We start from the raw sequence: 21202 nt of genomic DNA on the forward strand, positions 1-21202 counted from the left end.
GCTGGGTCGATCGGCTACAATCACTTGAAAGTACCAGTCGCCGTTTGCTTGGGCGTTAGCCGCCGTTCTACGGGACGCTTGGCCCCTTGGCTGGTACACAACCCCGCCGAGGCTCCGAGCCTATGACAGGTGCGTCCTTTGGCTGCGTCTTCCTGGTTCGCCCGTTACAATGAGCAACCGGAGGTAGTAATGAAAACACTGACAAAAGAACTTTGGATGGATGTGCCCAAGCGTCGGGCGATCATTTCGATTCATAACGAGGTCGAGCAACTGGTTGCCGAGAGCGGCATAACCGATGGGTTGATACTCGTAAACGCAATGCACATCACGGCCAGCGTCTTCATCAACGACAACGAAAGCGGCCTGCACCAGGACTACGACCGTTGGCTGGAAGAACTTGTCCCCTTCAATCCCGGCACCGACCCGGCTAGCGGCGGCTACCTGCACAACCGCACCGGCGAAGACAACGCCGATGCCCACCATAAACGGCAAATCATGGGGCGCGAGGTGGTGGTGGCTATCACCAAAGGCAAGCTGCACCTGGGACCGTGGGAGCACATCTTCTACTACGAGTTTGATGGGCGACGGCGGAAGCGGATCTTGGTCAAGATTATTGGGGAGTGAGCGATGCCTGGCGGAAAACCTGGCGACCATCCGTTGACGGACCTTCTTGTGCATGGCATACGTGCATTTCCGCCTGACATGGAGGAGATGATTCGTCGGTTGCACAATGCGAACCGGAAGGCCTTTGATGAGCCTGAAGCATTGCAGTTGCTCTGCCAATGGGAGAATGGTGAGAATTTGGATGAAGGACGAAAGTGGCTTCGCCGTCGGCTTGGCATCCAAGATACCTAGCATTTTTCTCTCCTTGTCGTTCCCGAAACCATGAAAGGCAGTGTGTTAAACAATGTGTTTCGGGAACGCGATGCACATCACGGCGAGCGTCTTCATCAACGACAACGAAAGCGGCCTTCACCAGGACTAGGACCGCTGGCTGGAAGAGCTCGTCCCCTTCAACCCTGGCACCGATCCGGCTAGCGGCGGCTGCCTGCACAACCGCACCGGCGAAGACAATGCCGACGCTCACCATAAGCGGCAAGTCATGGGGCGTGAGGTGGTGGTGGCGATTACCAAAGGCAAGCTGCACCTGGGACCGTGGGAGCATATCTTTTACTACGAGTTTGATGGGCGACGGCGGAAGCGGGTGTTATTGAAGGTGATCGGAGAGTGATGCGATGTTCGAAGTCGTCCATACGCTGACTGATTGGTATGACGGGCCGAGACGAGGCATTGCGGATTTTCAAGGAATCTCGAATGTCTTCGAGTCTGAGTGGAGCGATGGTAATGACTTGGATGTAGACACATTTCTGTTAATGGCAATCGACTCGACGACATTCTCATTGGCTCTTGAAGACTGGGCGATTTGGCGCAGGTGGGAGACGGCATTTCATCAAGGCACAGCGACCGGTGAAACGCACCCTGCTTTGCCCGAAGATCGAGAAAGGCATGAGGAGTTAGAGCGATTGCTTGAGCGACGCCTGCAAATTGATCCTGCGATTGCAATTCGCCAGAAAGCAGAGTTTCGGGTGAGGAACGACCCGGAATGGAGTGGTGTGGGATGGCGGCCACTCGAAGTAAGGTGGCAAGATGCATGACATCTGACCCTGCCCATCTCTGCGCCGGGTATTGGCTCGGATGCAAATATATGGCGGAAATTGCTCTTCGATGGACTGGTATTATCAGGTTGGGTTCGGGAAAAGAAATTAGTCCCGTTTGCGTAAACTTTTCGCGTTCACTCTTAGTACCACTTATAAACGCGCCATGCGTCGCACCAATGTGCGACCCTGGACTTTTCTGCTCGATAGGCTCTCATCCTAGGAACGCCCACCATGTTCATGCGTATTTCTTTGACGCTGACCGTTCTTGCCACGCTGGCAGTCCAGGCACATGCCGAAACGACTTCCACCGATGTCGAAGGATTTCTGATTGAAGGGAAGTTGGCCGACGGCAAAGCTGCGATGCAGGCCCGCGTTGCCGAGGCACCGAAAGACTCCGAAGCGCAGTATGCCGTGGGGATCTTTTCGGTGCTGATCGCGGCGGAGAATTTGTCGCAGAACTTGTATCGCTATGGGCTGCGGCCAGATGCCCCGCGGGCTCCTTTTGTGCGAATGCCGGTGCCGAAGAATCCTGATCCAGAAGAGCTGACGTATGAGAAGTGGCGAGCCGTTCTGCAACAGTTCATCGATGATCTGGCAATCGCTGAAGCTGAACTTGCCAAGGTCGACGATCCGGAGGTCAAGCTGAAACTGCCGGTCGGGATGGTACGCATGGACCTCAACGGCGACGGCAAAGCAGAAGATGGCGAAACTTTCTGGAAGGTCTTCACCGCGGTTGCCTGGAGGGCTGCCAAGCTGGATGAAGATGAGCAGCGATTTGAAATTGGCTTCGATAAGGCCGACGTTCATTGGATGATTGGTTATACCCACCTACTTCGAGCGATGGCGGAAGCGTACCTGGCCTCCGATACGAGCGAATTCTTTGCCAACACGGCGTCCATTTTCTTCGAGGGAGTGGAGTCACCTTTGGCGGAGTTGCACACCGATCGGCAGAACAATTTTATGGATCAGATTGCCGACGCCGTGCTAACGGTCCATCTCATGAAGTTCGAACTGGTTGAACCCGAGCGTATGGAAGTAGCTCGGCAGCATCTGCTGACGATGATCTCGCAAAGCAGGTTGGTCTGGCAGTATTGCACTCAGGAAACGGATAATGATCGCGAATGGATTCCCAATGCCAAGCAAACGAGCCTGACGCCACTGACGGTGAACGAGGCTCGGGTCGCAGGTTGGGCGGCGTTTCTGAACGAGGCCGAGGAGGTTCTAGAGGGGAAGAAGTTGCTTCCCCACTGGCGAGTCAACGATGGACGCGGAATCAACTTGCGCCGCGTATTTACCGAGCCGACTAATTTCGATTTGATCGGCTGGGTACATGGCGTGTCGGCGCTACCTTACCTGGAAGAAGGGGACAAGGTTTCGATGGATACGGCCAGGACCCTTTCGCGTACGTTCGAGGGACGGTTCCTGGTGTTTGCCGTTTGGTTCCAGTGACGGATGCTTACGCAAGAGGCTCTTGTGTAAGCTTCAGGCATTCACACGGGAAAGCGAACCACAATGCGAATTCGCTTGTCCGGATAGGGAGCTATTATTGAGGCTTTCAGGGATACGTCTTCGATGCTCCGCACGTTTGTCGCACTATTCGATTTTGATTATCCCAATGGTGGGCGTACGCACTTTACGAAGTTGGCATCGAAGCTCGGAGAGCGTTTTGACGCTTTGCCACAAATAGTTGACAAGCCCCTCTTTTCCTACGGGAAAAACGGTAGAACTCAACTCGAACAGCTTCGTATGCTCGATGTATCACGGCCTGCGATTGTCTATCTGTCGAGTATCTCGATGCATTCCTCCCTTCTCACTATTGGAGATTTTGACGCGTCCGATTTGGTTTTACCGCTCTGTTATGATTCCGTCGAGTCGTTTATCAAGAGCCCGGTCGTACGTGGCTTCCGTGTTCCTGATAACCTGGCAGCAAAAACGACATTGGATGATACGGCGGTCATGATCAGCGATCTTGCTCGATTTCGAGATGACGAAGATCAGCTACCGGACGATGGCATCTTTCGTGTTCTCGACCATTACGACGATGTCTATGTCTGTAAAGTGCTAGATTTTGATCGTTACTTCCAGCACGCGGCGATTTTTGGGGACCAGCCGTTCTTTTTGCCTGCGGATGTGAACGTTGATTTTCGCGAGTGTATCCGGCAGTTGAATAAATACTCGCTAAGGGAGTACTTGCTCAAGCGATCGATTTCATTCGCAACACTGGGGGACGATCACCAAGATGACGAGTTTGCCGTTTCGTATGCCATGGACTGTTGGCAGCTCAGCGGCAGCGAATTGATGTTTGTTCGTTAGTCGACCATTCGGTCTAATGCCATCAGCGCAACCCGCCATGGTGCCTGGCGGGTTTCTTGGGTTTGCCACCACTGCTGGACGATTTCGGCGAGTGTCTCGTGCCCGATGTGGGTTACCTGCCAAAGCTTCATGGAATCGGCCAGGGTTACCGTCCCAGGCCTGACCAGTTCTACTTCTTCTGCCGCGTACAAGATGCCAGGCAAGGTGGCTAGCCGCGCGATGAGACCGATGCGGTCGGGATCGATTTCTTCGCTGTACTTGGGGAGGTCCAGATTCAGTTGCGAGAGCAACCAGCCCAGTCGGGCTACTTCAGGAAGTTGGGGATGCGGGTCGTAGAGCATCCCCTCCAGGCGAACACTGTTATAGGCCAGGTGTGCCGTGCCGCGGCCTCCACTGATCGGAAGTACCAAGATCACGTCGGCTGTTTCCGGCAAGAACTCTTCTGGCAAAACCCGTTGAAGAAAGTAGAGCAGGCCGGGGCCGCGTGCTTCCCAGGCCTCGCGTAGGGGACGACGGCGAAGAATAAGTTCTTCCGCGGCTTTGGGAACCGCTAGCGAGTACGTATTGGCAAGGTCGGATAGAGCACCGCCAATGGAGGTCGCAAAGCTCGACTCACTCGCTTCCAGTCCGTGGGTCTTGCGAAGGACCGCTTTGGCCAGTTCGACCTTCCCATCGAGCTGCGCCGATAGGGGTAAAGCGTGTCTCCAGAATAGTTTGGGCGCAATTTGAGCCGTTTGAAGCTCGCTGACCAGACGTTTCGCGGCCGGGGCTACGGCGTTCACCAGCTCTTCAGAAACCCCTAAGGGAGGATTGCCCGCGAGAATCTGGGCGGCATGCAAGCAACTTGTCCAAGTATTTTCTTGCCAGCGAAGTTCCAGATTCATCCTTAGGTTCCTTCCGTTGGGGTGGGTTCATGTTCTAAAATCATCTCTTTCGCCGCAGCCGATTGCAACCGACAGGGAGAAACGTTTGTCCCGTGGTAGTCGGCTGGCGTCCCAAAATCGTTCTGCACGCCCCAGGAGAGTGGAACTTATGCTGAAAGAGAATGGCAACCGGTGGACCGCCGCCGATTCTACCGATCTGTACGAAGTTGACCGGTGGGGAAAGAGCTATTTCAGCGTCAGTGAAGAAGGGCACCTACTGGTCCATCCCTCGAAGTCTGCGGATAAAGCGATCGATCTGAAGACCGTGGTCGATCGGCTCGAGGCCCGCGGGATCGATCTGCCGATCTTGCTGCGTTTCAGCGAGATTCTGCAAAACCGCCTGGGGGAGATCAACAACGCCTTCGCAACAGCCATCTCGGAATACGATTACCAAAACAAGTACTCGTGCATCTACCCGATCAAGGTGAATCAGCAGCGACACGTGGTCGAAGAAGTGTTGGACTACGGCCGCCCTTTTGGTTTCGGTTTAGAAGCAGGCAGCAAGCCAGAGCTTTTGGCTGTGATTGCGATGACGGACGAAAATACACCGATCATCTGTAACGGATTCAAAGACGAAGAATACATCGAGATCGCCATGTACGGCCAGAAACTTGGCCGCACGATCATCCCTGTGGTCGAGAAGTACACCGAGCTGGCACTCATTCTTAAGACCGCCAAAGAAATTGGCGTGCGACCCAAGATCGGCTTTCGTGTGAAACTGGCATCGCGAGGGAAAGGGCGTTGGTCGGCCAGCGGTGGCTACCACAGCAAGTTCGGCCTGACCGTGACGGAAGTTCTGCGGGCCTTGGACGAACTCAAATCGCACGGCATGGAAGACTGCTTCAACCTGTTGCACTACCACCAGGGGAGCCAGGTCAGTAACATTCGCTACGTGAAAACTGCGCTGATCGAAGCAGCCCGAATCTATGTCGATCTGGTCAAGCGTGGTGCCGGTTTGAAGTACTTGGACGTTGGTGGCGGTCTGGGCGTCGATTATGACGGTTCGCAAACCGACTTCCATTCCAGCATGAATTACACACTGGACGAATACGCTCGCGACGTGGTCTCGCACGTTCAGTCGATCTGCAACGAAGCCGAGGTTCCTCATCCGCATTTATTGTCGGAAAGTGGCCGCGCCGTTGTCGCTTTCCATAGCGTGCTGGTCTTCGGTACGTTAGGCGTGGCCGAACAAGGGCTGGGTGAGCTGAAGCAGGAGTTCGATGAAGACACTCCAACACCACTGCGTGACCTGAAAGAGGCGTATGCTTCGGTTGGTCCGCGTACCGTATTGGAGAGCTTTCACGATGCTCAAATGGCGCTGGACATGGCCTTGTCGATGTTCGGCAACGGCAACCTGACCTTAGAGCAGCGCAGCGAAGCGGAAACGTTGTACTGGAATCTTTGCTTCAAGATTCGCGGACTCATCAGCGAGCTCGATCACGTGCCGGAAGAGTTTGAAGGCCTCGATCGGATGCTCTGCGATACCTACTTCTGTAATTTCTCGTTGTTTCAGTCGCTACCAGATAACTGGGCCATCAACCAGTTGTTCCCTATCATGCCGATCCATCGGCTGAATGAAGAGCCACAACGGCACGCCGTGATTGGTGATATTACCTGCGACAGCGATGGCAAGATTGATCAGTTCATCGATCGCCGCCACGTGAAGCGAACGCTGCAACTGCACCGCTACGACGGCAATCCGTATTACATGGGTGCCTTCCTGGTCGGGGCGTATCAGGAAGTGCTGGGAGACCTGCACAACTTGTTTGGCGACACGAACGCGGTCCACGTCGAAATCGACGACCAAGGCGAACCTTCTTTCACGCACATCATCAAGGGGGATACGGTGCAAGAAGTGCTGCATTACATGCAGTTCAACGAAGAAGAGTTGACTCGGCAGATGCAGCGCAGCGTGGAACAGTCGATCAAGCGTGGGGCCATCGAGGCCAAGGAAGCAGGTATGATCATGAAGTTCTATGAATCAGGCCTGCGAGGTTACACCTACTTGGAATAAATCCTCGCCACTACGGAGCTTTCAGCTTGCGTAGCGTGTAGTGGGCTTCCTTGGGCCACAGCTTTCCTTGATCGCCGGCGATCTCGTCGTCCAGGAAGATCTCGTAGACGAAACCTTCGCGGAGGGGAGCTTCCAGCGTGATGGTCGCTTCCAACCGGTCTGGAGAGACGTCGATTTTTTCGACGCTTTCCAACCGACGCTGTTGATCGTCGCCCCCGTAGGCCGGGGTCGAAACGCGTGTGTAGGATGCCACGGTGTAGTTGCTAGGCAAGCCGCCATGTGTGGCATCGATCTGGTCAGTAAAGCGAACCTTAAAGCCGGTTGGCGTCGCCGTTACCTCGTCGATTCCCAGCGGTAGATGAACCGACTTGGGACGCATCCGGGTGAACGAACCGATGTTGTTTCCACCACCCCATCCGGCGTCGCGAATGTTGCCGATGTACAGATCGCCATCTGGGGCAACCGCGCAGCTGATCGGGCCGAGAAGTCCTTTTTCGACATCTTGCGGTGGATCGATGGTCATGGGGTAGATGGCCCCTTGCATGACACCGTCGACCTCTTCCAGGCTCATACGCACTAAGCGACGAGTATCGTATTCGCACCCCACTAAGTCCCCTTCCCAAGGTCCATACAGGTCATAACCCAATCGCTCGCGTTCCGTTTTAGGGGTTTCGAGGAAGCAAATGCCATTCACGCTGCGTGTCCACGGATGCGGTATCGCGATCGACGGAGGTGTTTCTGGCGGATTGAATCCAGGCGTGCGATCAATCGCATTGATGAAGCCATATCGCAGCCCCGGCACGACGTGATTCAATTCGTTGAACGGATTGAAATTCCCCTGGTTGTCGGTCACGTACAGTTCCCCTCGACTGTTGCGGGCAATGCCCATCGGGAATCTGTGACCGGCGGTGAGTTCTTCCAGGCGAAACGTTTGTTTTGCGGGATCGAGCGTGTCGGGAATCAGCTTAAGCACCGTTCCACGCAAAGCGGCAGCTTCGGGAGTACGCTTGTCTTGTTGGCAAGGAACGGCCAGGTAGTAGTTGCCTTCTTCATCCTGAGGCAAGCCGACAACCCAGTCATGGTAGTCTTCGGTGTGTCCCCAGCCATGGGCCAGGTTGGTCACCTTCTCGACGACTCCATCACCATCCTCGTCCCAGAGACGAAGCAGGGCATATTTGTTGACGACATCGATGTATTTGTCGTACGCCTTGATGCCGTAAGGAGCCGCGTACTCGTCGCCAAATTGTGTGTAGGTGTCTTCCAGGCCATCGCCATCGCTATCGACCAGCTTCCACAATCGCCCTTTGAGGGAGCCAGCGATCAGGCTTCCGTTGGGCTGCCAGTCCATGGCGATAGGCATCATCTCGGTCGTAATGGGGAGACGCGTAGCAGACCATCCTGGCACGATGTCGAGCTCGACGGCGTTCGACTTACGAACCGGAATTGGCGGCTGCTGGGCAAGTGTTTCGCCTGGCAGCTCGAGCCGTACGGTCATGTCGATCGTATGATTTTCGCCTGGCCGGAGCCAAACGGTTGCGTCATCGCCGTAGGTGATGTTGGGTTGATTTTTGATGTGGAAAGAAATGTTTCCAGCTTCGTATCGCTGCGTCGGTTGGTCACCCGTGGATGTTCGATCGCGAAGCAGTTCCCCAGCAAGCGTTTTCTGGGGAAGGTGCAGGACGATGCTGGCCCCATCGGGAACATTCTGGAACTGCATCGTGCGGTGGAAGCCATTGATCGGTTTGCCATCTTCCGACCACAGGGGTTGCCACGTTTCCACGACATCAATGTCGTAATATTCTCCCCCCTGCACGAAATACAGCGTGTGGGACCAGATCAATTTGTCCCCTTCGTAGCGAATGTCACGAAATCGCGTGATGAACTGGCCGTCACGTGCTGGTTCCGGTGGAGTGCCATTATTGTCGATCAGCAGGCGAATCTCGGGTTGTTGGCTGGCATCTCTCAGCAGGCCTCGAGCGCCGATCTCCCAGTGCCAGGTCTTTCCTTCGCTACGCTGGCGAGCCACATCGCCGACCCACCACTGCAGCAGCTTGCCACTTTCCAGGTCGTATAGCACGTTGTTGCGGTTGGGCAGGCCGACGAGGAAGGGTTTGATCAGGACATCCTTGTCGGTCAGTTTGATGACATCGGTCAGCACTACTGGGCGCGAGGTCTCCGTTCGTGTTCCGTTGAAGCGAACAATGCGGACGGGATCGGGTTTGGGGGGAGTGAAGTCTGGCGTATTGAGCACCTTCCAGACGGCGGCCAGTTGGGTGTCGACGTTGTTGTCGAGAACGCCTTGGACAGGCAGCTTCACGCTGGGCATTTCCATGCGTGGGACGATTCGAGCTGGATCGTGTACCCAGCGGTAGAACCAGGGCTCGCGGATTCGCTTGCCTAGCATCGACAGGTCAGGCCCCTTTGCGTTGAGCGGAGCCTTGGGGGGGATCATCGTGCCGACCTGGTGGCAGCTAGTGCAGCCGAAACCATCAGTAGTTACCAGACGCGATCCCGCGACGGTCGCGGCAAGGCCATCCAGTTCAGGTATTTCAAGCGAGGCGGGTGCCTTTTCAGGGATGCGATCCTGCGTGACGAAGTAATTGACCAGTGCCTGCTGTTCTTCAGGTGAGAGCTGGAACTTCGGCATCCGCACTTTTAGCCAAGGGCGATGGCTCCATTCGCTACGACGAATAGCCGCCAGCAACGCATCGTCATGTAGCTTATCGCCGACACTGTTGAGCGAAGGAGGAACCATCGCTGGTAGCTGCGACACCAAATCGGAGTGGGCATCGGCAACTTGCTTTGCCGTTTCTCCCAAGCCAGGCTTCGTGCCTCGGGGGTGACAGGCAAAGCAGTTGTTTTTCGTCAGGACCCAGGCCGCGTCTGGCGTATCAGACTTCTCGTGCTTGGCCCGAGACACTTCGCGAATATAGGTTGTGATTGCATCCTGATCTTCCTGGGCCAAGCGATACCCTGGCTGCCCCTTCTGAGGATTTGGCTGATCCATGCATCCGGCCTGCCACAAGTTGCCAGGTGTTAACGCGGTTTGCAGAGGCTGGGTGGACTTCGGGGCATCGCCAGGAAGCGCGTGGCAAGTGTTGCAGCGATTGGCAGCGATGATCTCGCGGCCCCGCTTCATAAGCAGTTCGTTGAACTTGCGTACGGGCGTCTTTGCGATCGACTTGTCTTCGGTGAGTGTCGCCAGGTAGGCCGTGATGTCGTCTCGTTCTTTATCATTTAGGTCGTAGACAGGCATTCGGTGATCGGCGTTCAGTTTGGCTGGATCCTTGAGCCAAGTCGCAAAGAACTCTTTGGGACGTTTCGCGGCAACATTTGTCAGGTCTGGGCCACCCATCACGTCCGCACGGCCAAGTTCTCCTATCTGGTGGCAAGCAGTGCATCCCAGGCTAAGTACCAGGTTCTGGCCGCTGGCGGCTGATCCCTTTACCGGCAGATCTTTCGTCTTCTCTCGCCGTTTGGATTCTGACAGAAGGTATTCGGTGACGGCTTTGACATCGTCGTCAGAAAGATCGAAGTGGGGCATCCTGCGTAAGGTGTCTTTTTCCTGCCCATTATCTTTCAGCCACGATTGCAGCCAGCTTTCTGAAATGTTGCCATCCAACTGCGCCAGGGATGGGGCTTTCTCCGCAGGCGGCTGCTGTTGAATGTCATGGCATGATGTGCAGCGGTAACCAGCGATCAGTTCTCGTCCATGGTTAAAGGGCTGTTCGATTGTCTTGTCGATATCGTGGAAGAAGTACTCGGCGGAGATGGGTTCCAGAGGGAAATCGGGGCCAGCCCAGAACAGACGAAATTCTGCGTTGGGCTGTGTCTTGGCGAAATCGATTTGAATTGGATGCCAGTCGAACTTCATTGGTAGCGGCTTGCCGGTTACCCACTGGGGTGTCTGCGTGTTGGCTTCCAGGACGACTTCTCCTTCGAGCTTTACGCGGACCTTGCCGCAGACAAAGGCATAAAGGGTGTAGTTGCCCGAGGTTCGGCTCAGCAGAAGCCCATCCCACCGTGCACTGAACTTGCCATCGCTGACACGGACGTCTGGGGAACTACGCTGCCAATTGAACGAGATCGTGGGATCGATGCGGACGCAGTGCGAGCCGTCGCTGCCTTGGATGGTAGTGATCAGGCCCGAGCGAAAGTCATCTTCGAACTGAGCTAGCAGTGGGCTGGCGAGGCCGGCAGTGAGGAGGGCGGCCATCGTGAACGCTAAAGGAAGGTATCGCACGGGCTGAATCCTGGCGAGGTATTGGGCAGGCTGATTGACATTGTCGCCCGATTGCTGGGCGAAAATGCCGATTAGTCCCTAGATATAACGTGGAATCATCGACGAATCAATGATGTTTGGGGAATGAAGTCGCTTGGTTCGGGGAACTGGAGCGACCGCAGGCAAACTAATCCCTCTAAACTAACCCACCGCGTGGCGGAAGTCGAATCCTAAGTTAAGCAAGGCCAATGGCTTGAGCTGGTAGAGAGTAATCGATTTCGAAGCAATTTCCAGTCAATGTCGGGCCAGCACTGATCTTGCCCCAATCCAGGTAAAACTCCTACACTGCCGATGCCAAGGATTCGGTTCGAATAGGGGAATAGGGAAGATGGAAAAAGTTCACGTTAACGCATTGATCATCGGTGGTGGAGCCACAGGGCTTTGGCTGCTGGATCGGCTGCGTCGCGAGGGTCGCTCGGCACTGCTGGTCGAGTCGAAGTCGCTAGGAACGGGACAAACCATTGCCGCCCAAGGGATCCTGCACAGTGGCTTGAAGTATTCTCTTCAAGGCCTGCTAACCGCTTCGGCGCGTGAAGCGAGAGAAATGCCTGCGATCTGGCGAAAGTGCCTGGAAGGCGGTTCGCTCCCCAATCTGGCACAGACCCAGGTTCGCTCACAGTCGTTTTATCTTTGGGGGACGAATTCCGCGTCGTCCAAACTCGGCATGTGGGGAGCACGTCTTGGACTTCAGGTAACTCCCCAGGCCGTTAGTCCACACAACGCCCCTGCCCTGCTCAAAGGATGCTCGGGTTCGATATTTAGTGTCGCCGAGCAGGTTATCTCGTGCGAGTCATTGCTGGCAGACCTGGCAACGACCAATCAACACCACATCGTTCAAGTGGCTGAAGACCAGGGGACAGAAATTCGCCTGGGCTCGGATGGCAGCGTTCAATCGGTTGTTCTGAATTCACCAGAAGGACAGCAGGTGGAAGTCATCGCGGACTGGAATGTTTTCGCGGCTGGTAAGGGGAATGCTGGCCTACGTGAGGCAGCCGGCCTGGATCCGCGTAAGCAGCAGTCACGACCACTTCATATGGTGATGGTCCGCGGCGGACTATCAGAGTTTTACGGACACTGTGTCGATGGTGCGACAACTCGCGTCTCGATCACTTCCGCCAAGCGAAGCGATGGAGAAACGGTTTGGCAGGTTGGTGGTAAGATTGCCGAAGACGGCATCAGCATGGATCGTGAGGGTTTGATCTCTCGTGCGCAAGCGGAATTGCTGGATACCATGCCGGGGATCTCGCTGGATAACGCGTTATGGTCGACCTATCGCGTAGATCGCGCGGAAGGTGTCACGATGACCGGCGGACGCCCCGATTCGTTCCGTATGGAGAAGGAAGGAAACACTCTGACGGCCTGGCCCACGAAGCTGGTGCTGGTTCCGCAGTTGATCCAAAGCCTGACGAGCACTGTCTGTTCGACCGCCGCTTGTGGAAGTGAAGAACTGGAAAAGCTGAACTCCTGGCCGCGCCCACAGGTCGCAACGGCCCCCTGGGATCAACAACAGCGCTGGACCTCCCTGAAACTATCGGAATCGGCTGCGGCTTAGCTCAAAATGCTTAAACGACCTCTCGGAAAGACTGGCTTGCAGCTTGGCCCTATTGGGTTTGGGGCCTTCAAGATTGGCCGCAACGCGAAGATCAAATACCCGCGTCCTTACGATCTGCCCAGCGACGATGAGGTCGCCAGTCTTTTAGATGGGCTGATCGATCTGGGGATAAATCATTTCGACACCGCTCCGGCGTACGGCATCAGCGAACAGCGACTCGGCAATTGGTTCCGCCAGCGTGATGTGCCGGCGGTTGTTTCGACCAAGGTCGGCGAGTCATTCGAGAACGGTGATTCGAGATACGTCTTCGATGAGGAGTCCGTACGAGCCAGTGTGGCCAACAGTTTGCGGCTCTTACGCCGCGAAGTGCTCGACATGGTACTGATTCATACGCCTCACGATGACGTGAAGATCCTGAAGGAGACGCCCGTCGTTGAAACACTTCAGTCGCTAAAGGATGCTGGAGATATCCGAGCAATTGGACTCTCAGGCAAGACGCCCGCAGCCGCAGCAATGGCATTCGACTGGGCCGATCTGCTGATGGTCGAGTTTAACGCGGAAGATTCGTCGCATGCTGCGGTCATCGAGGAGGCCGCTCGTCGTGAGATTGGCGTTCTAGTGAAGAAAGGGCTCGCCTCGGGGCATCTCCCAGCGGACCAGGCAATACCCTTTGTGTTGAATCAATCGGGCGTAACCAGCCTGGTGGTTGGTGGTTTGAACCTGAAGCATATGGCCGATAATCTACGGATTGCTGAGGCCGCATTGTCACAAGAGTCGCTCTAACGCGATGGATCGCTGTTGCTGACGCAGCGGAAGCCGGTGAAATTTGTGCTCGTTTCAGGCGTGAGCTTTCCGCGATACCAGACCGTCGCTTCGCTGACGCCTGTCTGGTCGGTGCTTAGCCAACTGCCTCCGCGTGTGACACGCATCTCCCCTCGGTTTGCCCCGACAGGATCGACTTCGCCTACCAGCGTATAGCTGTCTTCGGCGTAGTAGCTGGAAGTCCATTCGGCAACATTGCCAGCAAGATCGAAGATGCCATCCTCGGTTGCGGGAAAGGAGGCGACGGGAGCAACGCCGTGATACTCGTCCAGTGCTTGATCACGAAGAGGGAATTCGCCCTGCCAGAGATTTGCGAGCTGATGGACTTCTCTATCCGGTTCAAGCGACCAAGGGAAGTCGCCACTTAGCGATTGCCCACGAGCGGCAGCTTCCCACTGAAACTCGGTGGGTAAGCTTTTGCCTGCCCACTTGGCATAGGCATTCGCGTCGTACCACGAAACATGGACTACCGGAAAGGTTTCTTTACCCAGAATAGACGAGTTTGGCCCGTCGGGATGTTGCCAGTCTGCTCCGTCTTGGCGAACGAAATGACGAGACGTCTTGTCGAAGCACAGGCTATAGCCTTTTCGCTGGGCGTCGGTTTGAAAGCCGGTTGCCTGAACGAACTGGGCGAACATCGCGTTGGTTACTTCGGTGGGATCGATGCGAAATGACTTTAGCTTGAGCTTTCGTGCTGGACGCGTATCGCGTGGCCCCGTGTCGCTGCCAATCATATAGGTCCCACCAGGGAGCAAGATCGGGTCAGACGAGGTCGAGGCGACAGCTTCGACATCGGGAGAAATCGATAGCGATGGTGGCGTTGAGACGCTCTGCCGTCCATACGTGAAATAAAGACCGACGCCTGACGCGAGGCAGACCAGTCCCAACGTTAAGAGTGTTTTCGAGTTTCCGGGCCCAGCAGACATCCGTGTACCTTGGGACGAGTTGGGAAAGGAGTGTTAGCTAAGTTTTTGCCGCATCCTACGGCTGTATGCTTCGAGTTTCTTTCGCTCGGCCTCGTTAAGCGACTCCATTCCGGATTGATTTACCTTTTCCAGAATGCGTTCGGCTTCTTCATCAGAATCGTTGTAAGGATCGTATTCTTCTTCCTCGGTATGAATACGCAGCTTGGTACGCGATCGCAATGACCATTTGGGGAGCGCTAACTTGCTGGGGATAAATTTCCCCAGGTGAACGCCACTGAAGAAATATGCCAGGCCGAAACCAATGCCAGCGAGATGTGCTGAGTAGGCGACACTTTCGTTTTGCCCGAAAATGTTGGATAGCAGGATCAAAACACCGACCGCCCACGCAGGCACGGGAATCAGGAAGCCAAGGTAGACCGTCATCTTCGGATACAAACAGATGAACAGGGCCATGATTGTGGAGATTCCCCCAGAAGCACCCACCATGCCCAGAGATTCCCCGTTCGCCATCATGGGAATCTCGCCACCCCAAGCGGCCAAGGTCGCCAGGTTCCAGACGATTCCGCAAAGGACAATACTTGTCAGGTAGATCTTCAGGAATTCGGCTTTTCCGTAGCGTACTTCCACGAACCGGCCGAACATCCAAAGGACGAACATGTTCCCCAGAATATGCCAGATCGACTTCGTATCATGGAGGAAGCCGTAGGTCAGGTACTGATACCAGAGATACGGTTTAAAAATGGTATCAACATGAGCCCCGAAGTATTGCCCCAGGTTCAATTGAAGCGCCCAATCGACGATGAAGATGCCCACGTTAATGTAGAGCAGCAGCATCGTGGCGGACTGGCCCCCAAGCGAGAAGGACATTTGTCCGTCGTTTTCGCGATAGTATTCCCGATCGTAGAGGCCCATTTCCTAACCAACACAGAGATTCAAGGTAGCGCACAGCGATGGCCATGCATCCATTCAAACTATCTTAGGTGCGCCAAAGAGAAAAGTGCAGTGCGGCTTCTCGTGGATGGATTTAACCAGAAGCCGCAAAGTCCTGCAGAATGATAGCTTAGCGCGATTTCCAAGCACGCGCGAAATGCGCCTACAGCGTGACCGTAGGACACGACAGCCGCAGGATGGTGGAAAGCTGGCGAATTTAGAATGCCAGCGTCAGCGAATCAGGATCAGCCTTGTCCAGTTCTTCCTGTCCCAGCTTTCGCAAAACGGCATCACTGGCCCGTTGCAGTTCTTCAACCAGAGTCTGGTTGGTGCGGTAAAGCTGGCTGTTGATTTTCAAGGTTTCGGTCAGGAAGGTGAGTAGCTTTTGCTTGTACTCAGCGATCTGTTCCTGCTCGTAGACAACCTTTGTCTTATCATCCTGAAGCTTCGTCTTTTCCTGCTCGCGGTAAGCGATAATGTCTTTGGCGATACCGTCAGCTTCGGTCAACATCTTAATGTCTTCGGTCAGTGTATAAGCCATGTCACGCATGTCTTCGACTTGCGAGTTGTAGGCATGGAACTGGAAGGCGAAGTCATTAAGAGGGCGAATGTAGACTTGCTCGTCCACTGTAATGATCCCCTGGTCGACTAGGGCCTTACCAGGATTACGTGAGGTCGACAGGATAACCTGATCTCCCTTGCTGAACTTGGTCGGTTGACCTTGCTTCAGAAAGGAAGCAGCGGCCAGGCCGGTTTGTGGTTCGAATTCCTGGGTAATGTTGGCGGTGTCGGTCTGGGCATCGACCTGAATTTCGTGATCTTGTTGGAAAGTGACTTTGCTCATCACAGCGATCTCTGGATCGTCGGTGCTGGCCGGTTCGCCATTTCGCTGGATGCTGGCAAGCACTTCGTCCTGCATCGGCTGAGGCAGTCCCATGCGGGAGCACGCACCACGGATCAACGTGGCCAATTCGGCATCATCCATATTGTCGAAGACTTCGTTGTCGTCGACGGGCATTTTGTCGTACAGCATCCACTGGTTAGGCAGGTTCAGCGTTTGCTGCTGAGCCCGGTCTAGCTTTGTCGTCGATTCGACCGTCATGTTTTGATCTTGGATCGTGCGGACGACGAATTCACCGATGAAGTAGGCAGGAACGGTCACCGTTGGATCGGTCGGGTGACTCATCTGGCCGAATGCATAAACAATGTCGTCTGGGGCCAAAGACCGTTGCGTAGAAACAGGTGCCGGAGCTGCGCCGCCAGCAGGGTTATTGGTTGCCGGTACTTGGACAGGAGCGAGCGTCAGGCCAACTTGGTTGTTGTTGACCGCGCCACGCGTCACGTTCCGCCATAGACGGCCACGGTCGTACATGACCCGCTTAAGTTCCGCCTTCGCACCAAGCAGGCTATCGGTGGCATTGTCGACTGTTTCCAGGCGACCCGTTTGTGGATTAACGGTTTGACCAGTTTCGAGTAGTTCTACTTGAGATACAGCGAGACTCAGTTCCTTTTCTCTTTGTTCGGCAAGTTTCTTCCAGCTTGACTCGGTGCGCAGCACGGCAGCGGCCAACACTAAGTAGGCAAAGGCAGCTCCGAAGGTCAGGAACAGGCCCAACACATGCAGAACATTCCAGTTAGCCGCGTTCAGGTATGAGAAAATACCGAACAGCAGAACGAGCACGGCAATGACAATGTAAAAAACGGTCATGTGGGCTTAGGTTCTGGGAGTTGACGATCGTAACAGGGACAGAAAAGGGAAGGGATGGATCTGTTATACGTGCGGGCAAACGGTTCATTGGACCGTTAGTCCTTGCCTGTCCGCGCAAATCCATCCGTGTATTGTACTTCAGACCCTGGACTTTTCACGGAAATTGCCATGTCATTCCAGAGAAAAGACTCTGAGATCATAAATTGGGAAGATTGGGCAGTCAAATGACTTCATTTGAGGGGGTTTTACTGTAACTCTAGTAGTATTATTAAGTTAGGTTCGTTTGGTAATGTTTGGCAGCCGTCACAGGCCGCAAAATCGTTCAAGTCCGAACGATTTTCGGTCGAAACCATATCGATAGCGGAACGTTCTTCCCCGGGATGGTTCGCTACCGAATGTTTTTTTGCGTCTGTGGCTGAGCGGATTTTAACGATTCGCAAGTATGGACGTCCCCGCTGAACTCAGGGAATTTTCCCATGGCAAACTCGGAGCGAACATCGTCACATGTGGCGGTGGAATTGATTCGCATGGCCATCGAGATGGCCTCGTGCGAGAAAACGATGCGGGCTGCGATCGCGGAAGTGGTCTCACCGTTTTCACTATCTGAGAATGCCTTTTTTGTTTTGGTGTTGTGCCAACAGAACTTGGATCGGCCTTTGTCGCAGTCCAGGTTGGCCAAGACCGTGGGACTTTCTCCGGCTCAGTTGAGCAATCTGGTCGAACAGCTTCGACAAGAGGGGTGGATTGAAGCGAGTCGCGATGATCGTGATCGTCGGCGTCAGTATTGGACGCTGACCGACGAGGGTAATCGGCGACTTGAAGAGATTCTTCCTCGCTTTCACGAAGCATGGCAGTTCGATCAGCTTCCCGTCGATCCGCGAACACTGCTGGAAGGATTTCGGCAACTGGTCGCTCTGCTAGGTGATTCATTGAATACCCGAGCGTTGGCATCGTCGGTTTCCCCTGTCAAATCCCACGCCGCATAGGGAGATGGGCCAGCATGCGATTCAATTCTTTCCGAAATCAAACAAATCTTCCGCCAGCGCCAGTGCCATCGTGCTGGGTCGCTTTGGCTTTGCTGATGAGTGCTCTCTTTGTGGTGGGCTGTCATTCGCCTGGGTTTTATCGAGTTCAGGCCGACGACGATGCATACCACCTGGTGGCCGAGAAAAATAACGATCCGCGGTGGCACCTCAGTCGGACCTCGATTGATCCCAATCCGCAGTCTCGCATGTTCGATCCGTTCAGCCCGGATTGCCCTCCTATGCCGTTGGATGATCCGGCGGCCAATCAGTTCATGCATGTGGTCGATAACAAGCCGGCTTACTGGGGCTGGGAACGCGAAGGCGTAACCGACGAAGTCGCTAACCCCAACTGGATGGCCTATCTTCCGTTGAATGAAGAGGGAGAGCTGGTTCTGAACGTCGATCGGGCCGTGGAACTGGCACGATTGAATTCCCCTACGTATCAACGAGAACTGGAAGATTTGTACTTGTCCGCACTCGATGTCAGCTTCGAGCGATTCCGGTTTGATGCCCAGTTCTTTGGGGGCTACGAAGTCTTCTATACCGCGGATGGACCAGTTCGGGGTGGTGGCGGTTCGTCGAGTGTTCTGGACACAAGTACCCGTAACATTCAGATGGAAAAGTTGTTTGCGACCGGTGGCCAGTTGGTAGTTGGTTTCGCGAACAGCATGATGTGGGAGTTCTCTGGTCCGAATACCGACTCGGTCAATAGCCTGATCGACTTCTCGCTGGTGCAGCCGCTACTGCGGGGTGGTGGTCGCAAGGTCGTGCTCGAAAACCTTACCCAGCAGGAACGTAACCTGCTTGCGGCCGTTCGTGACATGGAACGATTTAACCAGTCTTTTTATCTCGATATTGTCGCCGGCCGTGGGTTGACTGCGGGACCGCGCCCAGGTGGTGGCTTCCCTTCCACTGGACCAAGCGGGTCCTTTGGTGTCGGCGGATATTACGGTTTGCTGCAACGGCAACAGACGATCCGCAACCAGGAAAGCAATATCTCATCGCTACGAAGCAGCCTGGCTCAGCTCGAAGCGTTGTTCGAGGCTGGCCGTATCGACTCGTTCCAGGTGGAGCTCACCCGACAGTCGCTGTTCCAGACGCAAAGCTCGTTGCTGTCGAACAAGACACAACTGGCCAATTCGTTGGATCAGTTCAAAATCGATATGGGGCTTCCACCAGAACTCAATATCGAACTGGAGCGAGATCGTTTCTTTGATCAGTTCAACTTGATTGATCCAGCATTCACTCCGGTGACCAATAAGCTGAATGACATTCAGATCACCGTGGGCAATTCCATTTTGGAAGTCTTGCCGGACCCGGAAGAGATCGATCCGAACCTGCCACTCGAGCCAGAACTGGTATGGGATGCCGAAGTCGAGGCACGACTCAAGGCCGTACAAACTTTGACCCAGCAATTGAAGGTGATCTTGCAGTTGGTTCAGGAGGACTTCTTCCCACTGGTCGAACAAGACGTTTCGCGTTTGGAAGAGGCTATGCCGAGCCGTATCGAAGATCTGAAAGAGATTACCGAAAAGCTGGCTGGATATAGCGAGAACGTCCAGGACGAAACGGTATCGGGTGGCGTGCTCAGTACGCGCCGGCTTGAAGAACTGCCTCCCCAACTTCGTACAGTGCTAGACGACTTGAAGATCCGGTTTGCCCAGCACAGGACAGTTCTGGATGGAATAAATGCGGAAGTGGGGCAGCTGATTGAAAGCGGTCCCACTATGCAGCCTAAGCAGTTATACGGCCAGGCAAAACAAACCGTATTTGATCCGGTGCCGGATGAAATTACGACACTCATCTCTGATGTATTGGGGTTATCGCTAGTTCAAGCTCGCGCACGAGCGGAAACTGTCTCGCTTGTTCCAGTCGATATTTCGTCAGATACGGCACTCGATGTGGCACGGGCATACCGCTTGGACTGGATGAATGCCCAGGCCGCCTACGTTGACTCATGGCGAAATATTCAGGTCGTTGCAAACGATTTGATGAGCGACCTGGACATCGTATTCACCGGCGAACTGGGCAACATCGGAGACAACCCGGTTAAGTTCAATAGCGACAATGGCCGGCTCCGAGCAGGACTTGAATGGGATGCACCACTGACGCGATTGGTGGAGCGGAACAACTATCGGGAAGCTCAAATCCAGTATCAACGAACTCGCCGTGCCTATTACCAATACCGCGACTTTATCAGCCAGGGGCTTCGCGATACGATTCGAACGCTCGACTTGAATCGGATCAACTTCGAGCTGCGACGAGCTGCCGTTCAGGTCGCCATCTCTCAGGTCGAACGGACGCAGTTGCGACTGCAAGAACCAGCCAAGCCTAACCAGAACAATCAGCAATTCGACTCGAGTACGGCTCGTGACTTGTTGAATGCGTTGGACAGTCTTCTCTCAGCACAGAACGATTTTCTTTCTGTGGGTGTGAACTACGAAGTTCTCCGCCGTGGACTGGATGTCGATATGGGAACGATTCAGCTCGACGAACGGGGTGTCTGGATCGATCCAGGTCCGATCGAAGGATCGTACTGGGAAGAGAAATTGAAAGAGATGCAGTTTGATCACGAGATCCCAGAACTGTCGGAAGAGTCCGATCTCTCGTCGGGCGTCCCGGAAGAGATCGAATCGTCTGGGGGCCTGCAACTGGAAGTCGATGGGGCCCAACCGATTGAACTTCCACCGCCGAGTGGAGCGGCACTCAAGCCAACAAAAGTGGAAGCCGTCGATCCTCGACTCGAGCCCCCCAAATAGATTGCTATGGTAGTGATTGGCCCAGGGTTTTTGCCTACATTGCCTAGCCTTCCCGGGGCTATGTTTTTGCTCAGAATAGCGTAAATTGCTGTCACGGCAGGGTTTACTTAACTGCCTGATAGCCGTTTTAACAATCTTTCTCGATTTGGGAGAATCTTCGGCGACTTGGCGGGGTTTCATCTGGGTGAAGTACTTCGGGAGTCGATCTATACCCAATAAGCGGTAATTCGCTGCAATATTTTTCGGTAACTACCTTCTGAACAATGGGTTAGGAGAAGTGGATATTGAAA

The 21202-nt window shown here is 54.6% G+C and carries 16 protein-coding genes; 11 read left to right on the forward strand and 5 right to left on the reverse strand.

Features of this window, described 5'->3' with window-relative positions:
* The first annotated feature begins 189 nt into the window (after positions 1–189).
* The 6 genes from C5Y96_RS14410 to C5Y96_RS14435 all read left to right on the forward strand — a co-directional run bounded on the left by C5Y96_RS14410 (position 190) and on the right by C5Y96_RS14435 (position 3971).
* On the forward strand, positions 190–624 hold the full coding sequence (locus C5Y96_RS14410; RefSeq protein WP_105354587.1) for a secondary thiamine-phosphate synthase enzyme YjbQ: 435 nt from the start codon (positions 190–192) through the stop codon (positions 622–624).
* 3 nt (positions 625–627) lie between these two features.
* On the forward strand, positions 628–855 hold the full coding sequence (locus C5Y96_RS14415) for a hypothetical protein (RefSeq protein WP_105354590.1): 228 nt from the start codon (positions 628–630) through the stop codon (positions 853–855).
* A gap of 139 nt (positions 856–994) precedes the next feature.
* Positions 995–1231, forward strand: coding sequence for a YjbQ family protein (locus tag C5Y96_RS27815; RefSeq protein WP_261341395.1), 237 nt, complete (start codon positions 995–997; stop codon positions 1229–1231).
* Positions 1232–1235: 4 nt separating this feature from the next.
* Complete coding sequence (locus tag C5Y96_RS14425) at positions 1236–1655, forward strand: hypothetical protein (protein WP_105354593.1); 420 nt, start codon at positions 1236–1238, stop codon at positions 1653–1655.
* Between the two features lie 234 nt (positions 1656–1889).
* Positions 1890–3107: a hypothetical protein gene (locus C5Y96_RS14430; protein ID WP_105354595.1), complete on the forward strand. Its 1218-nt coding sequence runs from the start codon at positions 1890–1892 to the stop codon at positions 3105–3107.
* Positions 3108–3230: 123 nt separating this feature from the next.
* On the forward strand, positions 3231–3971 hold the full coding sequence (locus C5Y96_RS14435) for a hypothetical protein (protein WP_105354597.1): 741 nt from the start codon (positions 3231–3233) through the stop codon (positions 3969–3971).
* Here the strand turns inward: C5Y96_RS14435 and C5Y96_RS14440 are convergent.
* Entirely contained in the window at positions 3968–4855 is an 888-nt protein-coding gene (locus C5Y96_RS14440; protein ID WP_105354599.1) for a hypothetical protein, read from the reverse strand. The genes C5Y96_RS14435 and C5Y96_RS14440 overlap by 4 nt on opposite strands.
* Positions 4856–5003: 148 nt before the next feature.
* On the opposite strand from C5Y96_RS14440, the gene speA reads away from it, so the two are divergent.
* A complete protein-coding gene (speA, locus tag C5Y96_RS14445; RefSeq protein WP_105354602.1) occupies positions 5004–6908 on the forward strand; it encodes a biosynthetic arginine decarboxylase in 1905 nt (634 codons plus the stop codon).
* A 10-nt stretch (positions 6909–6918) separates the two neighbouring features.
* On the opposite strand, the gene C5Y96_RS14450 is transcribed toward speA, so the two are convergent.
* The gene (locus tag C5Y96_RS14450) at positions 6919–11151 is read right to left on the reverse strand and encodes a c-type cytochrome (protein WP_146115664.1); all 4233 of its coding nucleotides are present in this window, start codon (positions 11149–11151) and stop codon (positions 6919–6921) included.
* Between the two features lie 367 nt (positions 11152–11518).
* Here C5Y96_RS14450 and C5Y96_RS14455 point away from each other — a divergent pair, with 367 nt between their 5' ends.
* Entirely contained in the window at positions 11519–12742 is a 1224-nt protein-coding gene (locus C5Y96_RS14455) for an FAD-dependent oxidoreductase (RefSeq protein ID WP_105354607.1), read from the forward strand.
* Positions 12743–12748: 6 nt separating this feature from the next.
* Positions 12749–13525 (forward strand): aldo/keto reductase, encoded by a 777-nt coding sequence (locus C5Y96_RS14460; protein WP_105354609.1) that lies wholly within the window; start codon positions 12749–12751, stop codon positions 13523–13525.
* On the opposite strand, the gene C5Y96_RS14465 is transcribed toward C5Y96_RS14460, so the two are convergent.
* From C5Y96_RS14465 to C5Y96_RS14475, 3 genes are all read right to left on the reverse strand, one after another.
* Positions 13522–14490, reverse strand: a complete 969-nt coding sequence (locus C5Y96_RS14465) for a formylglycine-generating enzyme family protein (RefSeq protein ID WP_105354611.1) — start codon at positions 14488–14490, stop codon at positions 13522–13524. The two genes, C5Y96_RS14460 and C5Y96_RS14465, sit on opposite strands and share 4 nt — an antisense overlap.
* A gap of 33 nt (positions 14491–14523) precedes the next feature.
* Positions 14524–15357 carry a rhomboid family intramembrane serine protease gene (locus C5Y96_RS14470; RefSeq protein ID WP_158261239.1) on the reverse strand — a complete coding sequence of 278 codons (834 nt, stop codon included), beginning with the start codon at positions 15355–15357 and terminating at the stop codon, positions 14524–14526.
* 280 nt (positions 15358–15637) lie between these two features.
* Positions 15638–17128, reverse strand: coding sequence for a hypothetical protein (locus tag C5Y96_RS14475; RefSeq protein ID WP_105354616.1), 1491 nt, complete (start codon positions 17126–17128; stop codon positions 15638–15640).
* A 476-nt stretch (positions 17129–17604) separates the two neighbouring features.
* Here C5Y96_RS14475 and C5Y96_RS14480 point away from each other — a divergent pair, with 476 nt between their 5' ends.
* Both C5Y96_RS14480 and C5Y96_RS14485 read left to right on the forward strand, forming a co-directional pair.
* Positions 17605–18114 (forward strand): MarR family transcriptional regulator, encoded by a 510-nt coding sequence (locus C5Y96_RS14480; protein ID WP_105354618.1) that lies wholly within the window; start codon positions 17605–17607, stop codon positions 18112–18114.
* 14 nt (positions 18115–18128) lie between these two features.
* Positions 18129–20912 carry a TolC family protein gene (locus tag C5Y96_RS14485; protein ID WP_105354620.1) on the forward strand — a complete coding sequence of 928 codons (2784 nt, stop codon included), beginning with the start codon at positions 18129–18131 and terminating at the stop codon, positions 20910–20912.
* Positions 20913–21202: the final 290 nt, after the last annotated feature.

It is taken from the genome of Blastopirellula marina, assembly GCF_002967715.1.
Classification (GTDB): Bacteria; Planctomycetota; Planctomycetia; order Pirellulales; family Pirellulaceae; genus Bremerella; species Bremerella marina_B.